Origin of the sequence: Billgrantia endophytica (assembly GCF_002879615.1) — a bacterium.
GTDB lineage: Bacteria > Pseudomonadota > Gammaproteobacteria > Pseudomonadales > Halomonadaceae > Halomonas > Halomonas endophytica.
In genome coordinates this window covers 1-19,150 of record NZ_PNRF01000010.1, presented here as the reverse complement: position 1 = coordinate 19,150, position 19,150 = coordinate 1, and the positions used below count along the sequence as shown (strand labels likewise).

The window sequence follows — 19,150 nt, the reverse complement described above, 5'->3', positions numbered from 1 at the left end:
CCCTTCAGGACTGGGTGCCGCCAACGGTCAATTCATCCAGCTTGAGTGTCGGCTGACCGACACCGACCGGCACACCCTGCCCTTCCTTGCCACAGACCCCGATCCCCGTGTCGAGCTCCAGGTCATGGCCAACCATCGAGACACGGCCCATGGCTTCCGGGCCATTGCCGATCAGGGTGGCGCCCTTGACCGGCGCGGTGATGCGGCCATCCTCGATCAGATAGGCTTCGCTTGCCGAAAACACGAACTTGCCCGACGTGATATCCACCTGCCCACCACCGAAGCTCACCGCATAGAGACCACGCTTGACGCTCTTTATGATATCGGCGGGTACGTCCTGCCCGGCCAGCATATAGGTGTTGGTCATACGCGGCATCGGCATGTGAGCGAAGGATTCACGCCTCGCGTTACCGGTGGGAGCCATCCCCATGAGCCGGGCATTGAGCTTGTCCTGCATGTAACCGGTCAGGATGCCATCCTCGATCAGCGGGGTGTACTGACCCGGCGTTCCCTCGTCATCCACGCTCATCGAGCCCCGGCGGTCGGCCAGCGTGGCGTCATCCACTACCGTGACGCCCGGTGAAGCCACCCGCTGCCCCATCCGGCCAGCAAAGGCAGAACTCCCCTTGCGATTGAAGTCTCCCTCCAGGCCATGCCCTACCGCCTCGTGGAGCAGAATTCCGGGCCAACCCGGCCCCAGCACCACGGGAAACTGTCCGGCTGGCGCAGCCACGGCTTCCAGGTTGACCAGAGCCTGTCGCACCGCCTCCCTGGCAAAGCGCTCGGCCACGTTGTCGTCGCGCAGGCGCGCCATGGGGTAGCGTCCACCACCGCCGGCACTGCCGCGCTCACGACGCCCATTCTTCACGGCGATGACACTGACGTTGAAGCGAACCAGCGGCCGGACATCAGCCGCCAGGGTGCCATCACTGGCACGGACCAGCACGACCTCATGCACGCCGGTCAGTGACGCGCTGACTTGAGTGATCGAGGGATCCGCGGCGCGGGCTACCCCATCGGCCACCTTGAGCAGGGCAACCTTCTCCTCGGCCGACAGCCCGGAAAGAGGATCGATCGCGTCATAGCGCACCGTGGCCCGGGTGATCACTGGCGGCGCACCGGTCAGCGAGGTGCCGCTGCGAACGATGCCGGAAGCCGTGCGGCCGGTTTCAGCCAGGGCATCGGCCGTGATCTGGTTGGAATAGGCGAAGCCGGTCTTTTCACCCGACATGGCACGCACGCCAACCCCGCCGTCGATGTTGTACCCGGCCTCCTTGACCTCGCCATCCTCCAACACCCAGCTTTCGTGCCAGCTGCGCTGGAAATAGAGATCCGCGTAATCGACTCCGGGGGTCAGGACATGACCGAGGCCGGCGTCGAGCGACTCCAGGTCCAGCCCCCCTGGCCGCAACAGGATCTCGGCGGCGGCATCAAGCATGGCATGTGGTCGTGTCGTCATTCGGCAGTTTCCAGTGTGATATCCGGCGCGGTCCAAGGACCGCGGACGCGATAGTGAATTCGGGTGACCCGGTCGAGAGCGCTGCCGAACAGGCGATCGGCAATGAACAGTGCTCCGCCTACCACCGGAGCGCCGGCGAGAATCGCTGCCAGCGGAAGACTGCTGCTTACTGGCACTGTGACGCCCAGGCGCTGGTCGAGTTCCCGTCGGGCAAGGTCAACGGTGCCTTCGAGAGTGAAGGTCGTGGCCGGTCCGTCAATCTTCACGGGCCCTTGTGTTTCGAGCACGCCTTCATAAAGGGTGGCCGCACCGACCACGTGATCGAACGCTGTACCCTGCCCGGTCACGTCGGAAAAGTCCATGCGCAAGCGGCGAACCAGGTTGTCCACGTTGAGCAGGCCGACCAGCCTTGCCGTGGGCGACTCCAACTGGACGAAGCGACCATCACGCAACTCTGCCTCAATGCTGCCTCGGGAGCGCGTCAGGGCGAACTGCCAGGGAGCGCCGGGCCAAGCCAATTGGCTTCTCACCCGGGTATCGCGGCTACGAATGCTCACCGGCTGACCCAGCTTCTCCAAGGCAGTACCGAGATCCCTGCCATCCAGGTCGAGACGTGAACGGGTCAGCGTGTCACCCGGCCCCGCGGATTCCCAGATTATCTCGCCGCGGGCGGACACCTGGCCCAGGGTCAGGCCCAATGGCGACACCGTCAACCGGTCGGGGCGGCTGTACCAATGGGCCGTAAACGGCCCAACCTGACGGCCCTGGTACTCGATATCGGCGATTCGCAGCCGCCCATCCGGTATCTGCCCCACCCAGTCCGGCAAGGGAGTCGGCTCGGGAGGCACGTCGAGCTCGTCGAGCAACGCACCGGCGCCTTCCGTCTGGGCAGGAAGCAGCCCATCCAGGGTCAGGCGCAGCAGGGCAATATCCAGTGGGTTATCGAGCGTGGGACGATAGTCGAGATGCCCAGCCAGCAGACCACCCTCGAGATCCACATGCCAGCCGTTGCCACCAAGGGGGCGGGCCTGCGCCGTCATCACGCCCAGGCAGTCGTCTGGCCCCACCAGGCAGGCAGTTTCGACGTTCACGCTCTGCAGCGCCGCCCCTCCCAAGGCGGCCCCCTCTCCATCAGCCAGCGGTGCCAGGGCGTTTCCCCACTCCTCGAGGTCGAGCCGTGACTGGTAGATATCCACTTCCCAGCCTTCCTCACTGGGCCAGGCCGGCGCGTCGGGCAGGCCCAGCCAGACCTGCCCCTGCCCGAGGCCGGACCCCGGCACATCCCGCCAGCGCATGCGCAGCTCGCCACCCAGCTCGGCTTCCAGATAGCCCCCATCGATATCATAATCCAGCCACAGAGGGCGTGACTCCTCAGGCTCCTTGCCGAGGGGCTCAGGCAGGTCGATGCCCACCCCCTGCAGGCTGCTGTCCAGCCGGAACGTGCTGCGCTCATTCATGCGCAGCCTGCCCTGCCAGGGCAGTCGCCCCGTCAGCAGCTCGCCGAGATCAGGCATGGCGTCCATCTCGCTCAACCGGGCCATCTCGATGGCCCCCTCGAGGTCGACCCGACCCGCCGGGGTGTCGATATCGGCCATGATGGGCCCACCCAGCAGGCGCGCCTCCAACTGGCCCTCCAGCCCGGCCTCGTCTTCACCACGCTGTCGCCAGGCGAGAGGGCCTGATACCTCACGAAAGACAATACCAAGCCCCTGATGTTCCACCCGCTCCAGAGCTACCGCCGTCTCGAGATCCAGCACGAGGTCCTCTGGCGCACCGAGAGGCAGGCTCAGCGTCAGCTCGCCTTCCGCATTTCCGGCGCCATGCCAGTCATCGACCCGTTCCATGCCATCCACCGGAATGGCACGCAGATAGCGACGCAACGCATCGGCATCGGCCGCCAGGTCACCGCTCACACGCAGGAGCTCGTCGGCAAGCGTGACATGGCCGTTGCGTGCCTCGACCCCGAGGCTTTCGGCGTAGTGGACTTCGGCCTCCAGGGTGTCGATGCCCGCCCGCAAGGTCCCTTCCACGGAGTCCAACGCTGGCCAGTCGGGCGCAAAGGGCAGGCGACCCTGCTCGATATCCAGGGCCAGTTGCATGACGGGGGGGACCTTTTCACTACCACGAAACAGCGGCAAATGAAGTCTCAGTGCTCCCTGGGGCACCCGGCCGGCAATACCGCCAGCCAGCCAGGCATCGAGTTCGTCACCGAGCAAACCGTATGGCAACCAATCGGTGAGCGGGCGATCCAGAACATCGATATCACGGAACTGCAGGCTCAACCCCAGACCACCGCGTGTCCCACCACCGACAGCCAGGCCAAAGCCCCCCTCCACCTCGGCGCCCTGCCAGCCAGCACGCATGCGCCGACCACTGACGAAGCTGCGGGGCCCATCGTAGGACCAGGCCACCTCGCCACTGGCATGTGTCAAGCTCATGGGCTCACGGTACAACTCGGGCAGCTTGAGGGTCGGCTCGCCAACGCCGGTGAAGTGCACTCGCCCGGAAAAGTCCCGCGCCTCCACCCACGCATCCAGCGGGCCTCCACCCGGCACCTGATCCCAGGGCGAAACTTCCACCTGATGAAAGGCTGCCTGCGCCACCCAGTGTCCATCCTTGTGACCGAACCCCAGGCCCGATACCAAGCCACGAGGCTCCAGGGTATCGATCGCCCGGCTCAGCCCTTCAGGCAACAGGACGTGATCCCGCCATGCGGCCAGAGACGCCAGTTCGAATTCGCTGGTATTGAGCCACCAGCCATCCTCGCCATGGCGCAAATGCCAGAAATGCGGCAGCGCCGGCTTCTCCTGATGCTCGAGCTCCTCGGGCTCCGCCCGGTCGGCGGCCGAGGCATCACCCTGCAGCCAGGCCTCCCAGCCGTCCTCACTGCGCAACCACTGGCCACGAGCCCTGAACGGCTCCAGAAGGATGATGCCTTGATCACGACTCAGAGCAAGCCGCGGCATATCGATATCCAGCCGGGCATCGGCCAGCGAGCCGCGGTGCCAGCGCCCCCAAAGGCGCGCATTTCCCTGGGCCTCCTCGAGACGCAGGGGATCGTCGTAGGCAAACAGCTCCACCAGATCGATCAAGGTGTCGAGCTTCATGTCGGCCTGCAAGGCAGCGCTGAAATCGCTCAGTCCTCCAGGGCCGGGAAAAACGTTCAGAGCGGCTTGCAAGGAGGGCTCTTCCTGGCCCTCGAGATGAACTTCGCCTTCGAGATGGGCGTGCCGCTCGTCGCCGGTCAACAACAGGCGCGGGGAATACATGTCCACACGCTGCTGTTGACCATGCAGCACCAGGCGGACATCCTCCACCCAGGCACGCTGACGCAGCAACACCCCGATCCAGAAGTCCAGGGTATCCAGGTCGAAGTCGCCATCGGGAATGAGTTCGGGGGGAATATCAGCGGGATCGGGCCAGTGCCAGCCGCCCTGGTCGTCCTGGTAGAGGTGCAGTGTCAGCCCTGTCAGGCGCGCATCCTCCACCACCAGGAAACCATCGCGAAAGCTGGCGGCCGTCGCCAGGCGCAGGCGCGCGCGTTCGATTTCCAGCAGCGGTAGCGCCCCGTCACCCTCGTGGGCATGGATGGTGAGCCCCCCGCTTTCCAGTACAGGATCGAGCCCGGCCAGCCTGGCCTGCATGTACTCAAGCGTGACCGACGCCCCGGAGCGGGCCTCCAGCAGGCGTTCGGCACGTGGCACCAACTGATCGACCTGGGTCAATGCCAGGCGCAGCGTCAGCACCAGAAGGGCCACCGATGCCAGAAAGATGGCCGCCAGCGTCAGGACCCAGCGGCTTACCAGACGTATCGGATGCATCGAAGACTCACATCAGCACTATGTCGTACTGCTCCTGGGAGTAGTGATTCTCGACCTGGAAGCGAATGGTCTTGCCGATGAAGCTTTCCAGGTCGGCCACGGCAGCCGACTCCTCATCCAGCAGCCGGTCCACCACCGACTGGGACGCCAGCACCATGTAAGTCTCTGCGTTATAGGCTCGCTCTTCCCGCAGTATTTCACGAAATATCTCGTAGCAGACGGTCTCCGCGGTCTTCAGCGTGCCGCGTCCACCACAGGTGGGGCAGGCTTCACACAAGGTCTGCTCCAGGCTTTCCCGCGTGCGCTTGCGTGTCAACTGAACCAGCCCAAGCTCGGTCACGCCGGTGCACTTGGTCTTGGCGTGATCCCGCTCCAGCGCCTTTTCCAGTACCCGGAGTACCTGGCGCTGGTGTTCCGTGTCTTCCATGTCGATGAAGTCGATGATGATGATGCCGCCAAGGTTACGCAAGCGGAGCTGCCGGGCGATGGAGTTGGCCGCCTCGAGATTGGTCTTGAAGATGGTTTCCTCGAGGTTGCGATGCCCCACATACCCACCGGTATTGACGTCGATGGTCGTCATCGCCTCGGTGGGATCGATCACCAGGTAACCACCGGACTTCAGCTGGACCTTGCGCCCCAGTGCCTTGTGGATCTCGTCCTCGACGCTGTAGAGATCGAAGATCGGCCTCTCGCCAGGGTAGTATTCGATACGTGCCGACGAGTCAGGCATGAACTCTTCGGCGAATTCGATCAGCTTGACGTAGTTTTCCCGGGAATCGATGCGCACCTTCTCGATCTCGTCTCGCATCAGGTCGCGCAGGGTGCGGATGAAGAGCGGCAGATCGTCGTAGATGACACTCGGCGCTGGCGCGGTGATCTTGCGTTCACTGACCTTTCGCCACAGCCGTAGCAGAAAGTGCATGTCGGCATGGAGCTCGTCCCTGCCGACCCCCTCGGCCGCCGTACGCACGATGAAGCCACCGGTCACCTCGAGCTCCTGCTGCTCCTGGCAAAGCTCGAGCAACTCCCTGAGACGATCCCGTTCGCGCTCGTCCTCGATGCGCTGGGAGACGCCATGGTGAGGAGAGTCGGGCATGTAGACCAGATAGCGGGATGGCACCGAGAGATGGGTGGTCAGGCGAGCGCCCTTGGTGCCGATCGGGTCCTTGGTGACCTGAACCACCAGAGCCTGGCCTTCATGCAGCAGTTGGCCGATGGAAACCTGCTCGTCGGCTGGCGTACCCGGCGGCATGACCTCATGGGCATGGATGAAAGCGGCGCGGTCGAGCCCGATATCGACAAAGGCTGCCTGCATGCCTGGCAGCACCCGCACCACGCGCCCCTTGTAGATATTGCCAACGATACCGCGTCGTCGGGTGCGCTCGATGAGCGCTTCCTGAAGCACACCGTTCTCCACCACGGCCACCCGGGTTTCCATCGGCGTCAGGTTGATCAGTACTTCGCCGCTCATGCGGAAATCCTTGTCCAATCCAGTCTTCGGAGCATTATGGCATGCCCCATTAGCCGACAGCACCGTTCCATAATGGCACGCCCTGACGTGACAGTAACATTGCGGTCTCGTAAAGCGGCAGTCCCACCACGGCGGAATGACTACCCTCGATACGCTCGATGAAGATCGCAGCCAGCCCCTGAATGGCATACCCCCCCGCCTTGTCGGCTGGCTCGCCGGTCGCCCAGTAGGCGGCTATCTCCTGGTCGGCTATCTCGCGCATGACGACACGCGTCGCGACACAGGCATCGAGCATCCCTGCCGGCCCCGTCACCGCCACGGCCGTCAGCACCCGATGTACACGACCCGACAGCGAACGGAGCATCTCGGCCGCATGATGCTGGTCGTGCGGCTTGCCCAGTATCTCGCCATCGCATACCACTGCGGTATCCGACCCTAGCACAGGCAGCGCAGAAAGACGGGAGCCGGCATGCGCCTTCTCCCGGGCCAGGCGTGAGACATAGGCATCGGCCGGCTCCCCCGCGCGTGGCGCCTCATCGATATCCACTGGGCACACCTCCACATCGACACCGATGGAGGCAAGCAATTCGCGACGCCGCGGAGAGGCCGATGCCAGACATAGCGCCGGCAGGGTGGTCACATCGGTCATGCCGTCCAACTCCTGGTCATTCCACCCCTGCCAGTCGCCGCTCCATGGCTTGGAACATGGTCGTCAGCCAGGGCCACAAGACGGCACCGATCAGCGAAGGCACCAGAAAGGCCAGATGCATCGAGAAAGGTCCAAACAACGTGCGCAGCCACTGCTCGACCAGTTGCACCAATCCCAGCAGCACCAGTATCAGCAAGGCTTGCTGCAGAAGCGAGTAGGTACGAAAGCGGGGGTAGATCAACGCCGCCAGGAAGGCCAGTAACGACAGCGTCAGGGCATTCTGCCCCAGCGGCGCCCCCTCGATCAGGTCCAGCAGGATACCCAGGACGAAGCCATGGAAGACACCGACCCTATCGGGAGCGGACATGCACCAGTAGATCAGCATCAGCCCCAACCAGTCGGGACGCCAGATCTGCCAGTCCTCGGCCAGTGGCATCACCTGCAGGCACAGCGCCAGCAGCAATGTCAGCCAGACCCAGGGTAGAGCGGTACGAGGCGCGCTAGCCATCCAAGCCCTCCTCAGTGGCCGGCTCGGGGAACATGGCATCGTTATCGATGCCTCCGGGCAACTCTCGGTCCCACTCCTCGTCGTCGGGCACGGGGGCAGGATCGGGCGGGAACAACAGCAGGAAGTGGCGTGAACGCTGCAGCCGGGCCACGGGCGTTGCCGTGACCTTGGCGAAGGGTTGCCCCGGGTCATATACCACCTCGGCCACGCGCGCCACCGGATAACCGGCGGGAAAGCGCCCGGCGAGGCCGGAAGTGATCAGCAGATCTCCCTCGCGGATATCGGCGGTTTCGGGTACGTGCAGGACGTGCAGTTCATCGTACCGACCACTGCCCTGAAGGATGAAGCGCAGGCCGTTGCGGTTGACCTGCACCGGCAGCGCATGGCTGGCATCCGCCACCATCAACACACGGCTGGAATAGGCGGAAACCGCCGTCACCTGACCCACCAGGCCCGACGCATCCATGACTGGCTGCCCCACGTAGACACCATTGCGGCGCCCACGATCGATCACCATCTGATGGGTGAAAGGATCGGCATCCAGGGAAAGCAACTCGGCCGTGATGTAGGGGGTCTCATTTCCCGCCGCCGCGCCCAGCAGCTCGCGCAGGCGGACATTCTCCGCGGTGAGGCTGGCCATGTGCTGCACACGGTGGGACAGGTGCAGGATCTGCTCACGCAGCCGTCGATTCTCCTCCACCAGGGCCCGCTGGTCCGAAAGCGCCAGCGACCCCCACGCCAACACGTCGCTGGGCACGGCCACCATCCACTGGATAGGCGCCACCACCGTGGAAAGCTGGGCGCGGACGTCTTCCATCCGAGTGAACCGATGGTCGACGAACATCAGGGCGGAAGCGGCCATCACACACAGCAGCATGCGATAGCCCGGCACCGATCCGTGAGAGAACAGCGGTTTAATGGTCGGCCCCCCGCACTATTCGAACGTCAGTCGCTGGACAGCAGCTCGAAGGTGTGGCGGTCGATCATTTCCAAAGCCTTGCCACCCCCGCGAGCAACGCAGGTCAGCGGATCCTCGGCCACGATCACCGGCAGGCCGGTCTCTTCGGCGATCAACTTGTCCAGGTCGCGCAGCAGCGCACCACCGCCGGTCAGCACCAAGCCACGCTCGGCGATATCCGATGCCAACTCAGGCGGGGACTGTTCCAGGGCACTCTTCACCGCGGTAACGATCGAGGCCAGAGTCTCCTGCAGCGCGTCGAGGATCTCGTGGGAGTTGAGGGTGAAACTCCTCGGTATGCCTTCGGCCAGGTTACGACCGCGCACGTCGATCTCACGCAGCTCGCCGCCGGGATAGGCACAACCGATCTCTTCCTTGATACGCTCGGCGGTGGCCTCACCGATCAGGCTGCCGTAATGGCGGCGCACATAGGCGGTGATCGCCTCGTCGAAGCGATCACCGCCGACACGGATGGACTCGGAGTAGACCACGCCGTTGAGCGAAATAATGGCGATTTCGGTCGTGCCCCCACCGATATCCACCACCATGGAACCCTGAGCGTCGTCCACCGGCAAGCCGGCGCCGATGGCAGCCGCCATGGGTTCCTCGATGAGGAAGACTTCGCGGGCGCCCGCACCCTCGGCCGACTCCTTGATGGCACGGCGCTCGACCTGGGTCGACATGCAGGGCACGCACACCAGCACCCGGGGGCTGGGTGTCAGGAAGGTGCTCTGATGGACCTTGCGGATGAAATGCTGGAGCATCTGCTCGGTGACGGTGAAGTCGGCGATGACCCCATCCTTCATGGGACGGATGGCGGTAATGTTGCCCGGCGTGCGACCCAGCATCCGTTTGGCATCGGCGCCAACCGCGGCCACGCTGCGCATGTTTCCGGACTGGCGTATCGCCACCACCGACGGCTCGTCAAGCACGATGCCGCGACCACGGACATAAATCAGTGTATTGGCCGTACCCAGATCGATCGATAAATCGCTGGAGAACAGCCCCCTCAAGCGTTTGAACATGGACGTCGTTACCTAGTGCAGACCGGGGACCCTGTGCGGACGCAAACGGTATCATCGCGGCCCCGTCGCAGCAAGCGACATGGCACAACGCTTGCCTCGAGAAGAGTGCCCGTCACGTCCTGAATGTGGTACATTTTCCTGCTGTTTATCCCCTCAATCCCTGTGAGGACACCCAGCCCATGGCGCTTGAACACGCAGATGTGCAGCGGGCCGCCCACTTGGCCCGTCTTGGCCTGAACGGCGACGAAGCCGCCCGCTATGTCGACGATCTAGGTCGCATTCTCGAGATGGTCGACATGCTCCAGGCCCTCGATACGGAGGGTGTCGCACCCCTGGCCCATCCGCTGGATGCCACCCAGCGCCTGCGCGCCGACGAAGTGACCGAACCCGACCAGCGTGAAGCGTTTCAGCGTTGCGCACCCGCGGTGGAGAACGGACTCTATCTGGTGCCACGAGTCGTCGAATGACCGCACGCGCCCTCTTTCGTTAACGGCACGACTTCATGGAGCCATGCCGCATGCATGACAAGACCCTTGCCGAACTCGCCCGAGCCCTCGAGACCGGTGAATGCTCGAGCCGCGAGCTCACCCAGCACCTGCTCGGTCGCATCGATCGCCTCGACGGCCAGCTGAACAGCTTCATCACCGTGACCTACGACCAGGCACTCGCCGCGGCGGATGCGGCCGATGCCGCACGATCGGCCGCCAATGCCGGCCCCCTCACCGGCCTGCCGCTGGCCCTGAAGGATATCTTCTGCACCCGCGGCGTGAAGACCAGTTGCGGCTCGAAGATGCTGGACACCTTCGTCTCGCCCTACGATGCCAGCGTGGTCGAGAAGCTCGCCACCGCCGGCACCGTCAGCCTGGGCAAGACCAACATGGACGAGTTCGCCATGGGCTCCTCCAACGAGAACAGCTTTTACGGCCCAGTGAAAAACCCCTGGGATCTCGGCGCCGTGCCCGGCGGCTCCTCCGGCGGCAGCGCGGCAGCCGTCGCCGCCGGCCTGGTACCGGCCGCCATGGGCACCGATACCGGTGGCTCGATCCGCCAACCGGCCGCCTTCTGCGGAATCACCGGCCTGAAGCCCACTTATGGGCGCGTCTCGCGCTACGGCATCATCGCCTACGCCTCGAGCCTCGACCAGGCCGGCCCCATGGCCCGGAGCGCCGAAGACTGCGCCCTGCTGCTCAACGCCATCGCCGGCCATGACCCGCGGGATTCGACCTGCGTGGCTCGTGGCGTGCCCGACTACGCCGAAGAGCTCGCCGCACCGCTCAATGGCCTCAAGATCGGCCTGCCCAGCGAATACTTCGGTGACGGCCTCGACCCCGAAGTGGAAACCGCCACCCGCGAGGCGATCAAGGTCTTCGAGTCGATGGGCGCAACCGTGCGCGAGGTGAGCCTGCCACACACCCATTACGCCATCCCGGCCTACTACGTCATCGCCCCGGCCGAGGCCTCCTCGAACCTGTCGCGCTATGACGGCGTGCGTTTCGGCCACCGCTGCGAGAACCCGGCCGACCTCATCGACCTCTACAAGCGCTCTCGCGCCGAGGGCTTCGGCGACGAGGTCAAACGTCGCATCCTGATCGGCACCCATACCCTCTCCGAGGGTTTCTTCGACGCCTACTACAAGAAGGCCCAGCAGGTTCGCCGACTGATCCGCCAGGACTTCCTCGATGCCTTCGAAGAGGTCGACGTGCTGATGGGGCCGGCCTCGCCGACCCCGGCCTTCGACCTGGGGGCCAACAAGGACCCGGTCTCGATGTACCTGCAGGACATCTACACCATCGCCGTCAACCTGGCGGGCATTCCCGGCATCAGCGTGCCGGCCGGTTTCGTGGGCAGCCGCCCCGTAGGCCTGCAGATCCTCGGCAACCACTTCACCGAAGCCCGTCTGCTCAACGTCGCCCACCAGTTCCAGCAGGCCACCGACTGGCACCGTCGTCGTCCCGCCTTTGCCGAGGAGAACGCCTGATGCAATGGGAAACCGTGATCGGGCTGGAGGTCCACGTCCAGCTCGCCACCCGCTCGAAGATCTTTTCCGGCGCGTCCACGGCGTTTGGCGCCGAGCCCAACACACAGGCCTGCGCCGTTGACCTGGGGCTACCGGGCGTTCTGCCGGTACTCAACGAAGCCGCCGTGGCCATGGCCGTACAGTTCGGCCTGGCGATCCACGCCGAGATCCCCGAAGTCTCGGTGTTCGATCGCAAGAACTACTTCTATCCCGACCTGCCCAAAGGCTACCAGACCAGCCAGATGTATCACCCCATCGTCGGTGCCGGCGAGGTGGAGATCACCCTGGATGACGGCAGTACCAAGCGCATCAGGGTCCACCACGCCCACCTGGAGGAAGATGCCGGCAAGTCGCTACATGAGGATTTCCACGGCATGACCGGGGTCGATCTCAACCGTGCCGGCACTCCGTTGCTGGAGATCGTCTCCGAACCTGACCTGCGCTCGGCGAAGGAAGCCGCCGCCTACCTCAAGGCGATTCACTCCATCGTGACGTATCTTGGCATCAGCGACGGCAACATGGCCGAGGGTTCGATGCGCTGCGACGTCAACGTCTCCGTGCGCCCCCAGGGCCAGGAAGCCTATGGCACCCGCGCCGAGATCAAGAACGTCAACTCCTTCCGCTTCGTCGAACGCGCGATTGCCTTCGAAATGGAACGCCAGATCGAACTGATCGAGGAAGGCGGCAAGGTGGTGCAGGAAACCCGCCTGTTCGACCCCGATCGTGACGAAACCCGCAGCATGCGCACCAAGGAGGAAGCCAACGACTACCGCTACTTCCCCTGCCCCGACCTGCTGCCGGTGGTGCTCGATCAGGCCTACCTCGACCATTTGCGCGGCAACCTGCCGGAGCTGCCGGCTGAAAAGCGGGTTCGCTTCGAAACCGAACTGGGCCTCTCGGCCTACGATGCCAGCGTTCTCTCCGCCACCCGGGAGATGGCCGACTTCTTCGAGGAGGCCAAGAACGTCTGCGGCGATGCCAAGCAGGCCGCCAACTGGGTGCAAGGCGAACTCTCTGGCGCACTCAACCGCGAAGGCCTGCCCATCGCCGACAGCCCCGTCTCTGCCCGTCAGCTCGGCGAACTGGTCGCCCGGGTGATGGACGACACCATCAACGGCAAGGCCGCCAAGCAGGTCTTCCAGGCCCTGTGGAACGGACAAGGCACCAAGGCCGATGACATCATCGAGGCCCAGGGGCTCAAGCAGGTCACCGACAGCGGCGCCATCGAAGCGATGATCGACCAGGTCATTGCCGACAGCCCCGGCCAGGTGGCCCAGTACCGCGACGCGGAACCGGACAAGCGCGGCAAGATGATCGGCTACTTCGTCGGCCAGGTGATGAAGGCCTCGCGGGGTACGGCCAACCCACAGCAGGTCAACCAACTGCTGAAAGAGAAGCTCGACGCGCTCTGCTGAGTTCGACGGGGGCAGGCCGCCGATGGCGCGTCATGCCCCTGTCGCGGGATCACGAGGAGATCAGGATGACGGATGACGTAGGCGCACGTCTACGCGCCCTGCGTACGCTGCGCGGCATTTCCCAGCGCGAGCTGGCCAAGCGCTGCGGCGTCACCCACTCCAGTCTCTCCCTGATCGAACAGAGCAAGGTCAGCCCCTCGGTCAGCTCATTGAAGAAGATCCTCGACGCCATACCCATCAGCGTCGGCGATTTCTTCACCATGGACCTGGAGAGCCGCGACCAGGTGTTCTATGGCGCGGACGAACTGGCGGACATGGGCAGTGGTGATGTCATCTACAAGCTGGTGGGCGCCAACCGGGCCAGCCGGGCCCTGGCCTTCATGGTCGAAACCTATCCGCCTGGCGCCGATACCGGCCGGGAAATGATCGCCCATCAGGGCGAGGAAGCCGGCGTGGTGCTGGAAGGGGAAATCGAGATCACCATCGGTGCCGAAACGCGCATGCTGAGCCCGGGTGAAGCCTATTATTTCGACACCAACGTCCCCCACCGTTTCCGCAACCCCGGCGGGGAGGCCTGCCGGCTGGTCAGTTGCTGTACACCGGCCAGGACGTTTTGATGCTTTTACTGTAGAGAGCCTGGTTCAAGTAGGGAAACGCTGAATAAATCGACGAATTGAAAGTCGCGACGCAAAGTCGAGGCATCGAACCGGGCGTTCCCACAGGGTGGGAAAAATCGCTGTTGGGGCCTACACCTGACTCCTGGATTCAAGCCATACATGCCTACCCCTCAGCCTTCACGCCCGGCATCGCCTGACATCGTGCGCGTCGTATCCAGCTCAAGGCGCGCCCGCTCGACGAGTTCGGCGGGCAGTTCCTTCTTCACCGCCACGCCCAAGGCCTGGAATTCGGCGGTCTGCTTGATCAGGTTGCCGCGGCCGTTGACCAGCTGCGCCATGGCGCGGTCATAACTGTCGCGGGCCCCGTCGAGCTTGCCACCCACTTCCTGCATGCTCTCCAGAAACAGCCGCAGCTTATTGTAGAACGTCTCGGCCCGACTGGCCAGTTCGGCACTATGGCGGCTCTGGTCCTCGAAGCGCCATAGTTGACGCACGATGTTCAGGCTGGTCAACAGGGTCGTGGGCGTGGCCACCAGCACGTTGTTCTCGATGGCCCGCTGAAAGAGCGCCTCGTCGAACGTCAATGCCTCGACATAGGCGGACTCCACCGGTATGAACATCACCACCACTTCCGGGGAATTGAGCCCGGGCAGATCGTAGTAGTGCTTGTCGGCAAGCTCGGTAATCCGGTCGCCCACGGCTCGGGCATGCTCGGCCAATGCCTGCCCACGCCCAGGCTCCTCTTCGGCATTGACGTAACGCACATAGGCGGAAAGCGATGTCTTCGCATCGATGACCAGATGCTTGCCCTGGGGCAGATAGACGATGGCATCGGGCCGACGGCGGCCACTCTCGGTGGTAAAGCTGACCTCGCGCCGGTAGTCCTTTCCGGCACGCAGGCCGGAGCCTTCCAGTACGTTCTCCAGCATCAGTTCACCCCAGTTGCCCTGCACCTTCTTCTGCCCCTGCAGTGCCCGGGTCAACCGATCGGCCTGGTCGGTGATCTCGCGGTTGAGGCCCTGCAAGTGCTTGAGTTCGGTGCGCAGGCTGGCGCGCTGCTCGGTATCGAAGCGATGGATCGACTCCACCTTGTCGCGAAAGCCCTTCATCTCGGCCTGCATCGGCTGCAGAAGGCCACTGATGTGCTTCTGTGACAGCTCCGAGAAAGCCCGCCCCTTGCGTTCCAGTATCTCGTTGGCCAGGTTCTCGAACTCCTGCTTGAGCTGATCACGGTTCTCCCGCAGCAGCGTGACCTGCTCGGCGAAGTGCTGCTGTTTCTGCTCCAGGATGGTGGAGAGACGCGCTTCGGCCAGTTGCGCTGCGCTCAGCGCCTGGTTCAACGCATCGAGCCGTCGGTCGCGCATGACGAGCTGCTCGTTGAGCTCGGCAATGGCCGTCTCGTGGCGCTGCCGCTCGCCGTTTCGACGTCGCGACGCCAGCCAGCCAGCCAGGCCAAAGGCAACGAGAAAGGCCGCCAGCGCCGACAGCACGGCGGCAAACCAGGGCGAATGCAGGAGTGCGTCCATCGAATCCATTAGAAACCGCTCATCGCAGGGAGACCGGGCCAGTATACCGGCCATACCGACCCCTGCCCCCCCGGCTTTGCAGTTGGCACCACTTTTCGTGGTCAGCCGCCCAGGGCAATCCACACGCTCTTGAGGTCGGAATACTCCTCGAGACTGTGATGGGACTTGTCGCGGCCGTTACCCGACTGCTTGACTCCGCCGAAGGGCATCGTCTGGTCGCCACCGGCCCAGTTGTTGACGAACACCTGCCCGGACTGCAGCCTGCGCGTGACGCGCATGATACGATCGATGTCCTGGCTCCACAGCCCCGCGGCAAGCCCGTAGGGTGTGTCATTGGCCATGGCGACCGCCTCCTCTTCACTGTCGAAGCCGAACACCGCCAGCACCGGGCCGAAGATCTCCTCTCGCCCGATGGCCATCGACGAGGTCACGCCATCGAATACCGTGGGCGGGATGAAAAACCCGGGCCCCTCGAGGGACTGGCCGCCGGCTCGCAGCTGCGCCCCCTCCTCCACCCCTTGGCGAATAAAGTCGAGCACACGCCGATATTGCGTTTCATCGACGATGGCGCCCATGAAACTCTCCGGGTCCAGTGGATCGCCGGGCTGCATGCCCTCGGCGGCCTTCAGCACCTTCTCGATGAACGCCTCGCGAATCGAATTCTCCACCAGCAGGCGGGAGCCGGCGATGCAGACCTCGCCCTGGTTGTGGAAGATCGCGGTGGCGGCATGCCGGGCCACCTTGTCCAGGTTCCGGCAATCGGCAAAGACGATATTGGGGCTCTTGCCACCGCACTCCAGGTAGACCCGCTTGAGGTTCGACTGCCCGGCGTACTGCATCAACTGCTTGCCCACCTGGGTGGAGCCGGTAAAGGCCAGGCAGTCGACCTCCATGGACAGTGCCAGCGCCTTGCCCACGGTGTGCCCGAAACCGGGCAACACCTGGAACACGCCACGCGGAACACCCGCTTCCCGGGCAAGCGCCGCCAGGCGCAGTGCCGACAGTGGAGACTTCTCCGAGGGCTTGAGGATCACGCTGTTGCCGGCTGCCAGCGCCGGGGCGATCTTCCAGGCGGTCATCATCAGCGGAAAGTTCCAGGGCACGATGGCGGCCACCACACCGAGAGGCTCACGCAGCACCAGCGCCAGGGCCTCTTCACCGGTAGGCGCCACCTCGCCGTAGAGCTTGTCGATACACTCCGCCTGATAACGGATGCAGGCGATGGCACCGGCCATGTCGCCCAGCGAACTCGAGACGGGCTTGCCCATGTCCAGAGTGTCGAGCAGCGCCAGCTCATGCTTGTTCGCCTCCATCAGGTCGGCGAGCCCGAGCAGGATCTTCTTGCGCTTGCCAGGGGCCAGGCGCGACCATTCGCCACGGGTGAAGGCGGCGCGGGCACACTGTACCGCGCGCTCGGCATCCGGCGCGTCGCAACTGGCCACACGGGCCAGGAGCTCGCCGGTTGCGGGGTTGATGGCCTCGAAGGTTTCGCCGCTTGCCGCCTCGGCGAAGGTGTCGTCGATGAAGGCACGGGTCTCGAAGGTCAGACTGGCGGCCATCCGTTGCCAATCGGCATGCATCTTGTGGCTCATGTCTGGCTCTCCTTGGTCTCTCTCTTGGGTCTCTATCTTGTCAGGATATCAGAAGGTCTTGGCGACCTGCGCCCATATCCTCGGGCTGCGGTCCGAGTCGCTGCGCGGCTCGTCGCTGCCCAGCTTCCACGCCGCCACGGCGTTGACGTACCAGCCGTGGGCGGCCCAGGTGGCGCCGACCCCCGCGCCGGAGAGGCTGCGGTGGTTGTCGCCATCGCTCCAGGGGTCCTTGTCGAGGCGTACCCGGCCATGGTCGAGGAAGCTCGAAAGCTGCCAGGCGGGGGTCAGCGCGTAACGCAGTTCGAGATTGGCCAGGTAGCCTTGGTCGCCCAGCGCTTCGCCCTGCGGGTAGGCGCGCACGCCATGAGCACCGCCGAGGCCAAACTTTTCCGAGGAGTCGAGGTTGCTGTCGGCCCATTGGCCCTGGAGCCGGGCATACAGGGAGAAGCGCTCATCGAGGCGTTGCAGCCGCACCAGGCTCGGCGAGAGGGTGTTGAAGTGGCCCTGGGTGTCGGCGGTCAGGCGGTCGATCAGTTCGTCCAGTGCATCGTCGAGACTCAGCCGGCCGTGGCTCCAGGCCAGGCCGAAGGCGTTGACACCACCGCCGAACAGGTCGTCGCGGCTGTTGCCGTGGAGCGCTGCGGTGACGACCCGCGAGCGTTTGTCGCTGCGCTGGTCGAACAGGTCGATGCGGTCGCGCAGGCGCTTGTCGTCGTACTGCAACTGGGCGTAGAGGCTGAGGTCGCGGCTGCGCAGCAGCGGCTGGATGGCGTAGCCACTGGCGATGCGGGCGTTGCCGTGGGCGTCGAGATCGCTGAAGTCGCGGGCCAGCTCGTAGTCCATGTCCGAGTAGGCGACGCCGAGCTGGGTCGACCAGGGGCCGACGGGCAGTTGGTAGGCGGCGCGGTAGTATTGCTGGTCTTCGTCCGAGCCCAGGGCGCGCAGGCTCAGGCGGTCGCCCAGGCCCAGCGGGCTGTTGAGGTGCAGGGTGCCGCCCAGGCGGTATTCGCCAGTGTAGCGGTTGCCATGGTTGTCCGCCTCCAGCGAGCCGCTGAGCAGCGGGCCGGGGTCGGCTTCGATCAGCAGGTCGCTGGTGCCGGGCTCGCTGCCGGGGGCGAGAGTGGCGCGGGCCGCCACGCCGGGGATGTCCTGCAACAGCAGCAGGCTGCGCTCCAGGGTCTTCGCGCGTACCGCGTCGCCAGCGGCCAGGGCCGCCAGCGGCGTGGCGAGCGCGCCGTCGCGCAGGCGTGAGCGGTTGTCGAGGCGTACCTCGCCGTAGTGGCCTTCGAGCACGGCGATCTCGACCACGCCGTCCTCGATCTCCTGGGGGGGCAGGTAGGCCCGCGCCAGGGGATAGCCGCGCTCGCGGTAGTGATGCGAAATCCGTTCGGCGGCGCCGCGTACCTCGCCGAGGCCGAGGGTGCGCTGGCGCAGGTCGTCGAGCAGGGCGAGCAGCGTGTCGTCGGCGATGGCCCGGTTGCCGGAGAGCCGGAAGCCTTCGACCCACAGGCTCGGCCCGCCGGGCTCGGCTTCGCCGGCGGGGTCGTCGGGCAGTTCGAGGTCTAGGGTCTGGCGCGTCGGCAGCGACAGGGGTGCCTGTTCGATCTCGCGAATCGACTGGCCCGCGTCGGGGGTGACCTGGGCCTGGGCCAACGGCAGCAGCAGGCCGGATAGCGCCATGGCCGTGGCCATCCGGGAAAGGTGAAAGCGCATCGTGATACTCCTGGGAAGACGGGGTTGATGAAAAGACAGGTGGTTGATGGGAAGACGAGGTCAATCCCCCGCCCCGCTGCCGAAGCGAGGCATGGGGCGGGGGACCGATATCGTGTCAAAGCGTGGGTAGGTCGGGCGGTAGGCGCAGCCCGCCGTCGACGACCCGGTAGAGGCCGCCAGCCTCACCCTCTTCGTCACCCGCCGGCAGGCGGGTGTCGATGTCGCCACCCGCTCGGTCCTGCTCCTCGGCCTGGGTGCGGGCCTGAGTATGAGCAGAGCCCAGCGCCGCCAGGTAGCCGGGGGGCATGACGGCCGCCCCGGGGTCCGGCGTCGGTTCGGGTTCTGGGGTGGGAATGGCGGTGATGGTCAGCACGCCCTC

At 64.9% G+C, this 19,150-nt stretch carries 15 protein-coding genes; 4 read left to right on the top strand and 11 right to left on the bottom strand.

Annotated elements, in window-relative coordinates; all coding sequences use genetic code 11:
• Nucleotides 1-4 precede the first annotated feature (4 nt).
• The 7 genes from tldD to C1H69_RS03870 all read right to left on the bottom strand — a co-directional run bounded on the left by tldD (nucleotide 5) and on the right by C1H69_RS03870 (nucleotide 9,891).
• On the bottom strand, nucleotides 5-1,459 hold the full coding sequence (gene tldD / locus C1H69_RS03900; protein WP_102652106.1) for a metalloprotease TldD: 1,455 nt from the start codon (nucleotides 1,457-1,459) through the stop codon (nucleotides 5-7).
• Complete coding sequence (locus C1H69_RS03895) at nucleotides 1,456-5,280, bottom strand: YhdP family phospholipid transporter (protein WP_102652105.1); 3,825 nt, start codon at nucleotides 5,278-5,280, stop codon at nucleotides 1,456-1,458. The genes tldD and C1H69_RS03895 overlap by 4 nt, the downstream gene beginning before the upstream one ends.
• Nucleotides 5,281-5,287: 7 nt before the next feature.
• Entirely contained in the window at nucleotides 5,288-6,751 is a 1,464-nt protein-coding gene (gene rng, locus C1H69_RS03890; RefSeq protein ID WP_102652104.1) for a ribonuclease G, read from the bottom strand.
• A 49-nt stretch (nucleotides 6,752-6,800) separates the two neighbouring features.
• Nucleotides 6,801-7,400 (bottom strand): Maf family protein, encoded by a 600-nt coding sequence (locus tag C1H69_RS03885; RefSeq protein WP_102652103.1) that lies wholly within the window; start codon nucleotides 7,398-7,400, stop codon nucleotides 6,801-6,803.
• 16 nt (nucleotides 7,401-7,416) lie between these two features.
• A complete protein-coding gene (gene mreD, locus C1H69_RS03880; protein WP_102652102.1) occupies nucleotides 7,417-7,908 on the bottom strand; it encodes a rod shape-determining protein MreD in 492 nt (163 codons plus the stop codon).
• Nucleotides 7,901-8,785 (bottom strand): rod shape-determining protein MreC, encoded by an 885-nt coding sequence (gene mreC, locus C1H69_RS03875; protein ID WP_102652101.1) that lies wholly within the window; start codon nucleotides 8,783-8,785, stop codon nucleotides 7,901-7,903. The genes mreD and mreC overlap by 8 nt, the downstream gene beginning before the upstream one ends.
• Nucleotides 8,786-8,853: 68 nt before the next feature.
• Nucleotides 8,854-9,891, bottom strand: coding sequence for a rod shape-determining protein (locus C1H69_RS03870; RefSeq protein ID WP_102652100.1), 1,038 nt, complete (start codon nucleotides 9,889-9,891; stop codon nucleotides 8,854-8,856).
• A gap of 179 nt (nucleotides 9,892-10,070) precedes the next feature.
• Here C1H69_RS03870 and gatC point away from each other — a divergent pair, with 179 nt between their 5' ends.
• From gatC to C1H69_RS03850, 4 genes are all read left to right on the top strand, one after another.
• Nucleotides 10,071-10,358: an Asp-tRNA(Asn)/Glu-tRNA(Gln) amidotransferase subunit GatC gene (gene gatC / locus C1H69_RS03865; RefSeq protein ID WP_102652099.1), complete on the top strand. Its 288-nt coding sequence runs from the start codon at nucleotides 10,071-10,073 to the stop codon at nucleotides 10,356-10,358.
• A 50-nt stretch (nucleotides 10,359-10,408) separates the two neighbouring features.
• Nucleotides 10,409-11,869, top strand: a complete 1,461-nt coding sequence (gatA, locus tag C1H69_RS03860) for an Asp-tRNA(Asn)/Glu-tRNA(Gln) amidotransferase subunit GatA (RefSeq protein ID WP_102652098.1) — start codon at nucleotides 10,409-10,411, stop codon at nucleotides 11,867-11,869.
• A complete protein-coding gene (gene gatB / locus C1H69_RS03855) occupies nucleotides 11,869-13,323 on the top strand; it encodes an Asp-tRNA(Asn)/Glu-tRNA(Gln) amidotransferase subunit GatB (RefSeq protein WP_102652097.1) in 1,455 nt (484 codons plus the stop codon). Before gatA ends, gatB begins: the two co-directional genes overlap by 1 nt.
• Nucleotides 13,324-13,388: 65 nt before the next feature.
• Nucleotides 13,389-13,940: a cupin domain-containing protein gene (locus C1H69_RS03850; RefSeq protein ID WP_102652096.1), complete on the top strand. Its 552-nt coding sequence runs from the start codon at nucleotides 13,389-13,391 to the stop codon at nucleotides 13,938-13,940.
• Nucleotides 13,941-14,110: 170 nt separating this feature from the next.
• Here C1H69_RS03850 and C1H69_RS03845 read toward each other — a convergent pair whose 3' ends face one another.
• From C1H69_RS03845 to C1H69_RS23525, 4 genes are all read right to left on the bottom strand, one after another.
• Complete coding sequence (locus C1H69_RS03845; protein ID WP_205738406.1) at nucleotides 14,111-15,475, bottom strand: DNA recombination protein RmuC; 1,365 nt, start codon at nucleotides 15,473-15,475, stop codon at nucleotides 14,111-14,113.
• A gap of 92 nt (nucleotides 15,476-15,567) precedes the next feature.
• Complete coding sequence (locus C1H69_RS03840) at nucleotides 15,568-17,058, bottom strand: aldehyde dehydrogenase (protein ID WP_102652094.1); 1,491 nt, start codon at nucleotides 17,056-17,058, stop codon at nucleotides 15,568-15,570.
• Nucleotides 17,059-17,106: 48 nt separating this feature from the next.
• The gene (locus C1H69_RS03835) at nucleotides 17,107-18,771 is read right to left on the bottom strand and encodes a ShlB/FhaC/HecB family hemolysin secretion/activation protein (protein WP_102652093.1); all 1,665 of its coding nucleotides are present in this window, start codon (nucleotides 18,769-18,771) and stop codon (nucleotides 17,107-17,109) included.
• Nucleotides 18,772-18,886: 115 nt separating this feature from the next.
• The coding region (locus C1H69_RS23525) for a hypothetical protein (RefSeq protein ID WP_205738405.1) at nucleotides 18,887-19,150 on the bottom strand (264 nt) is incomplete at its 5' end.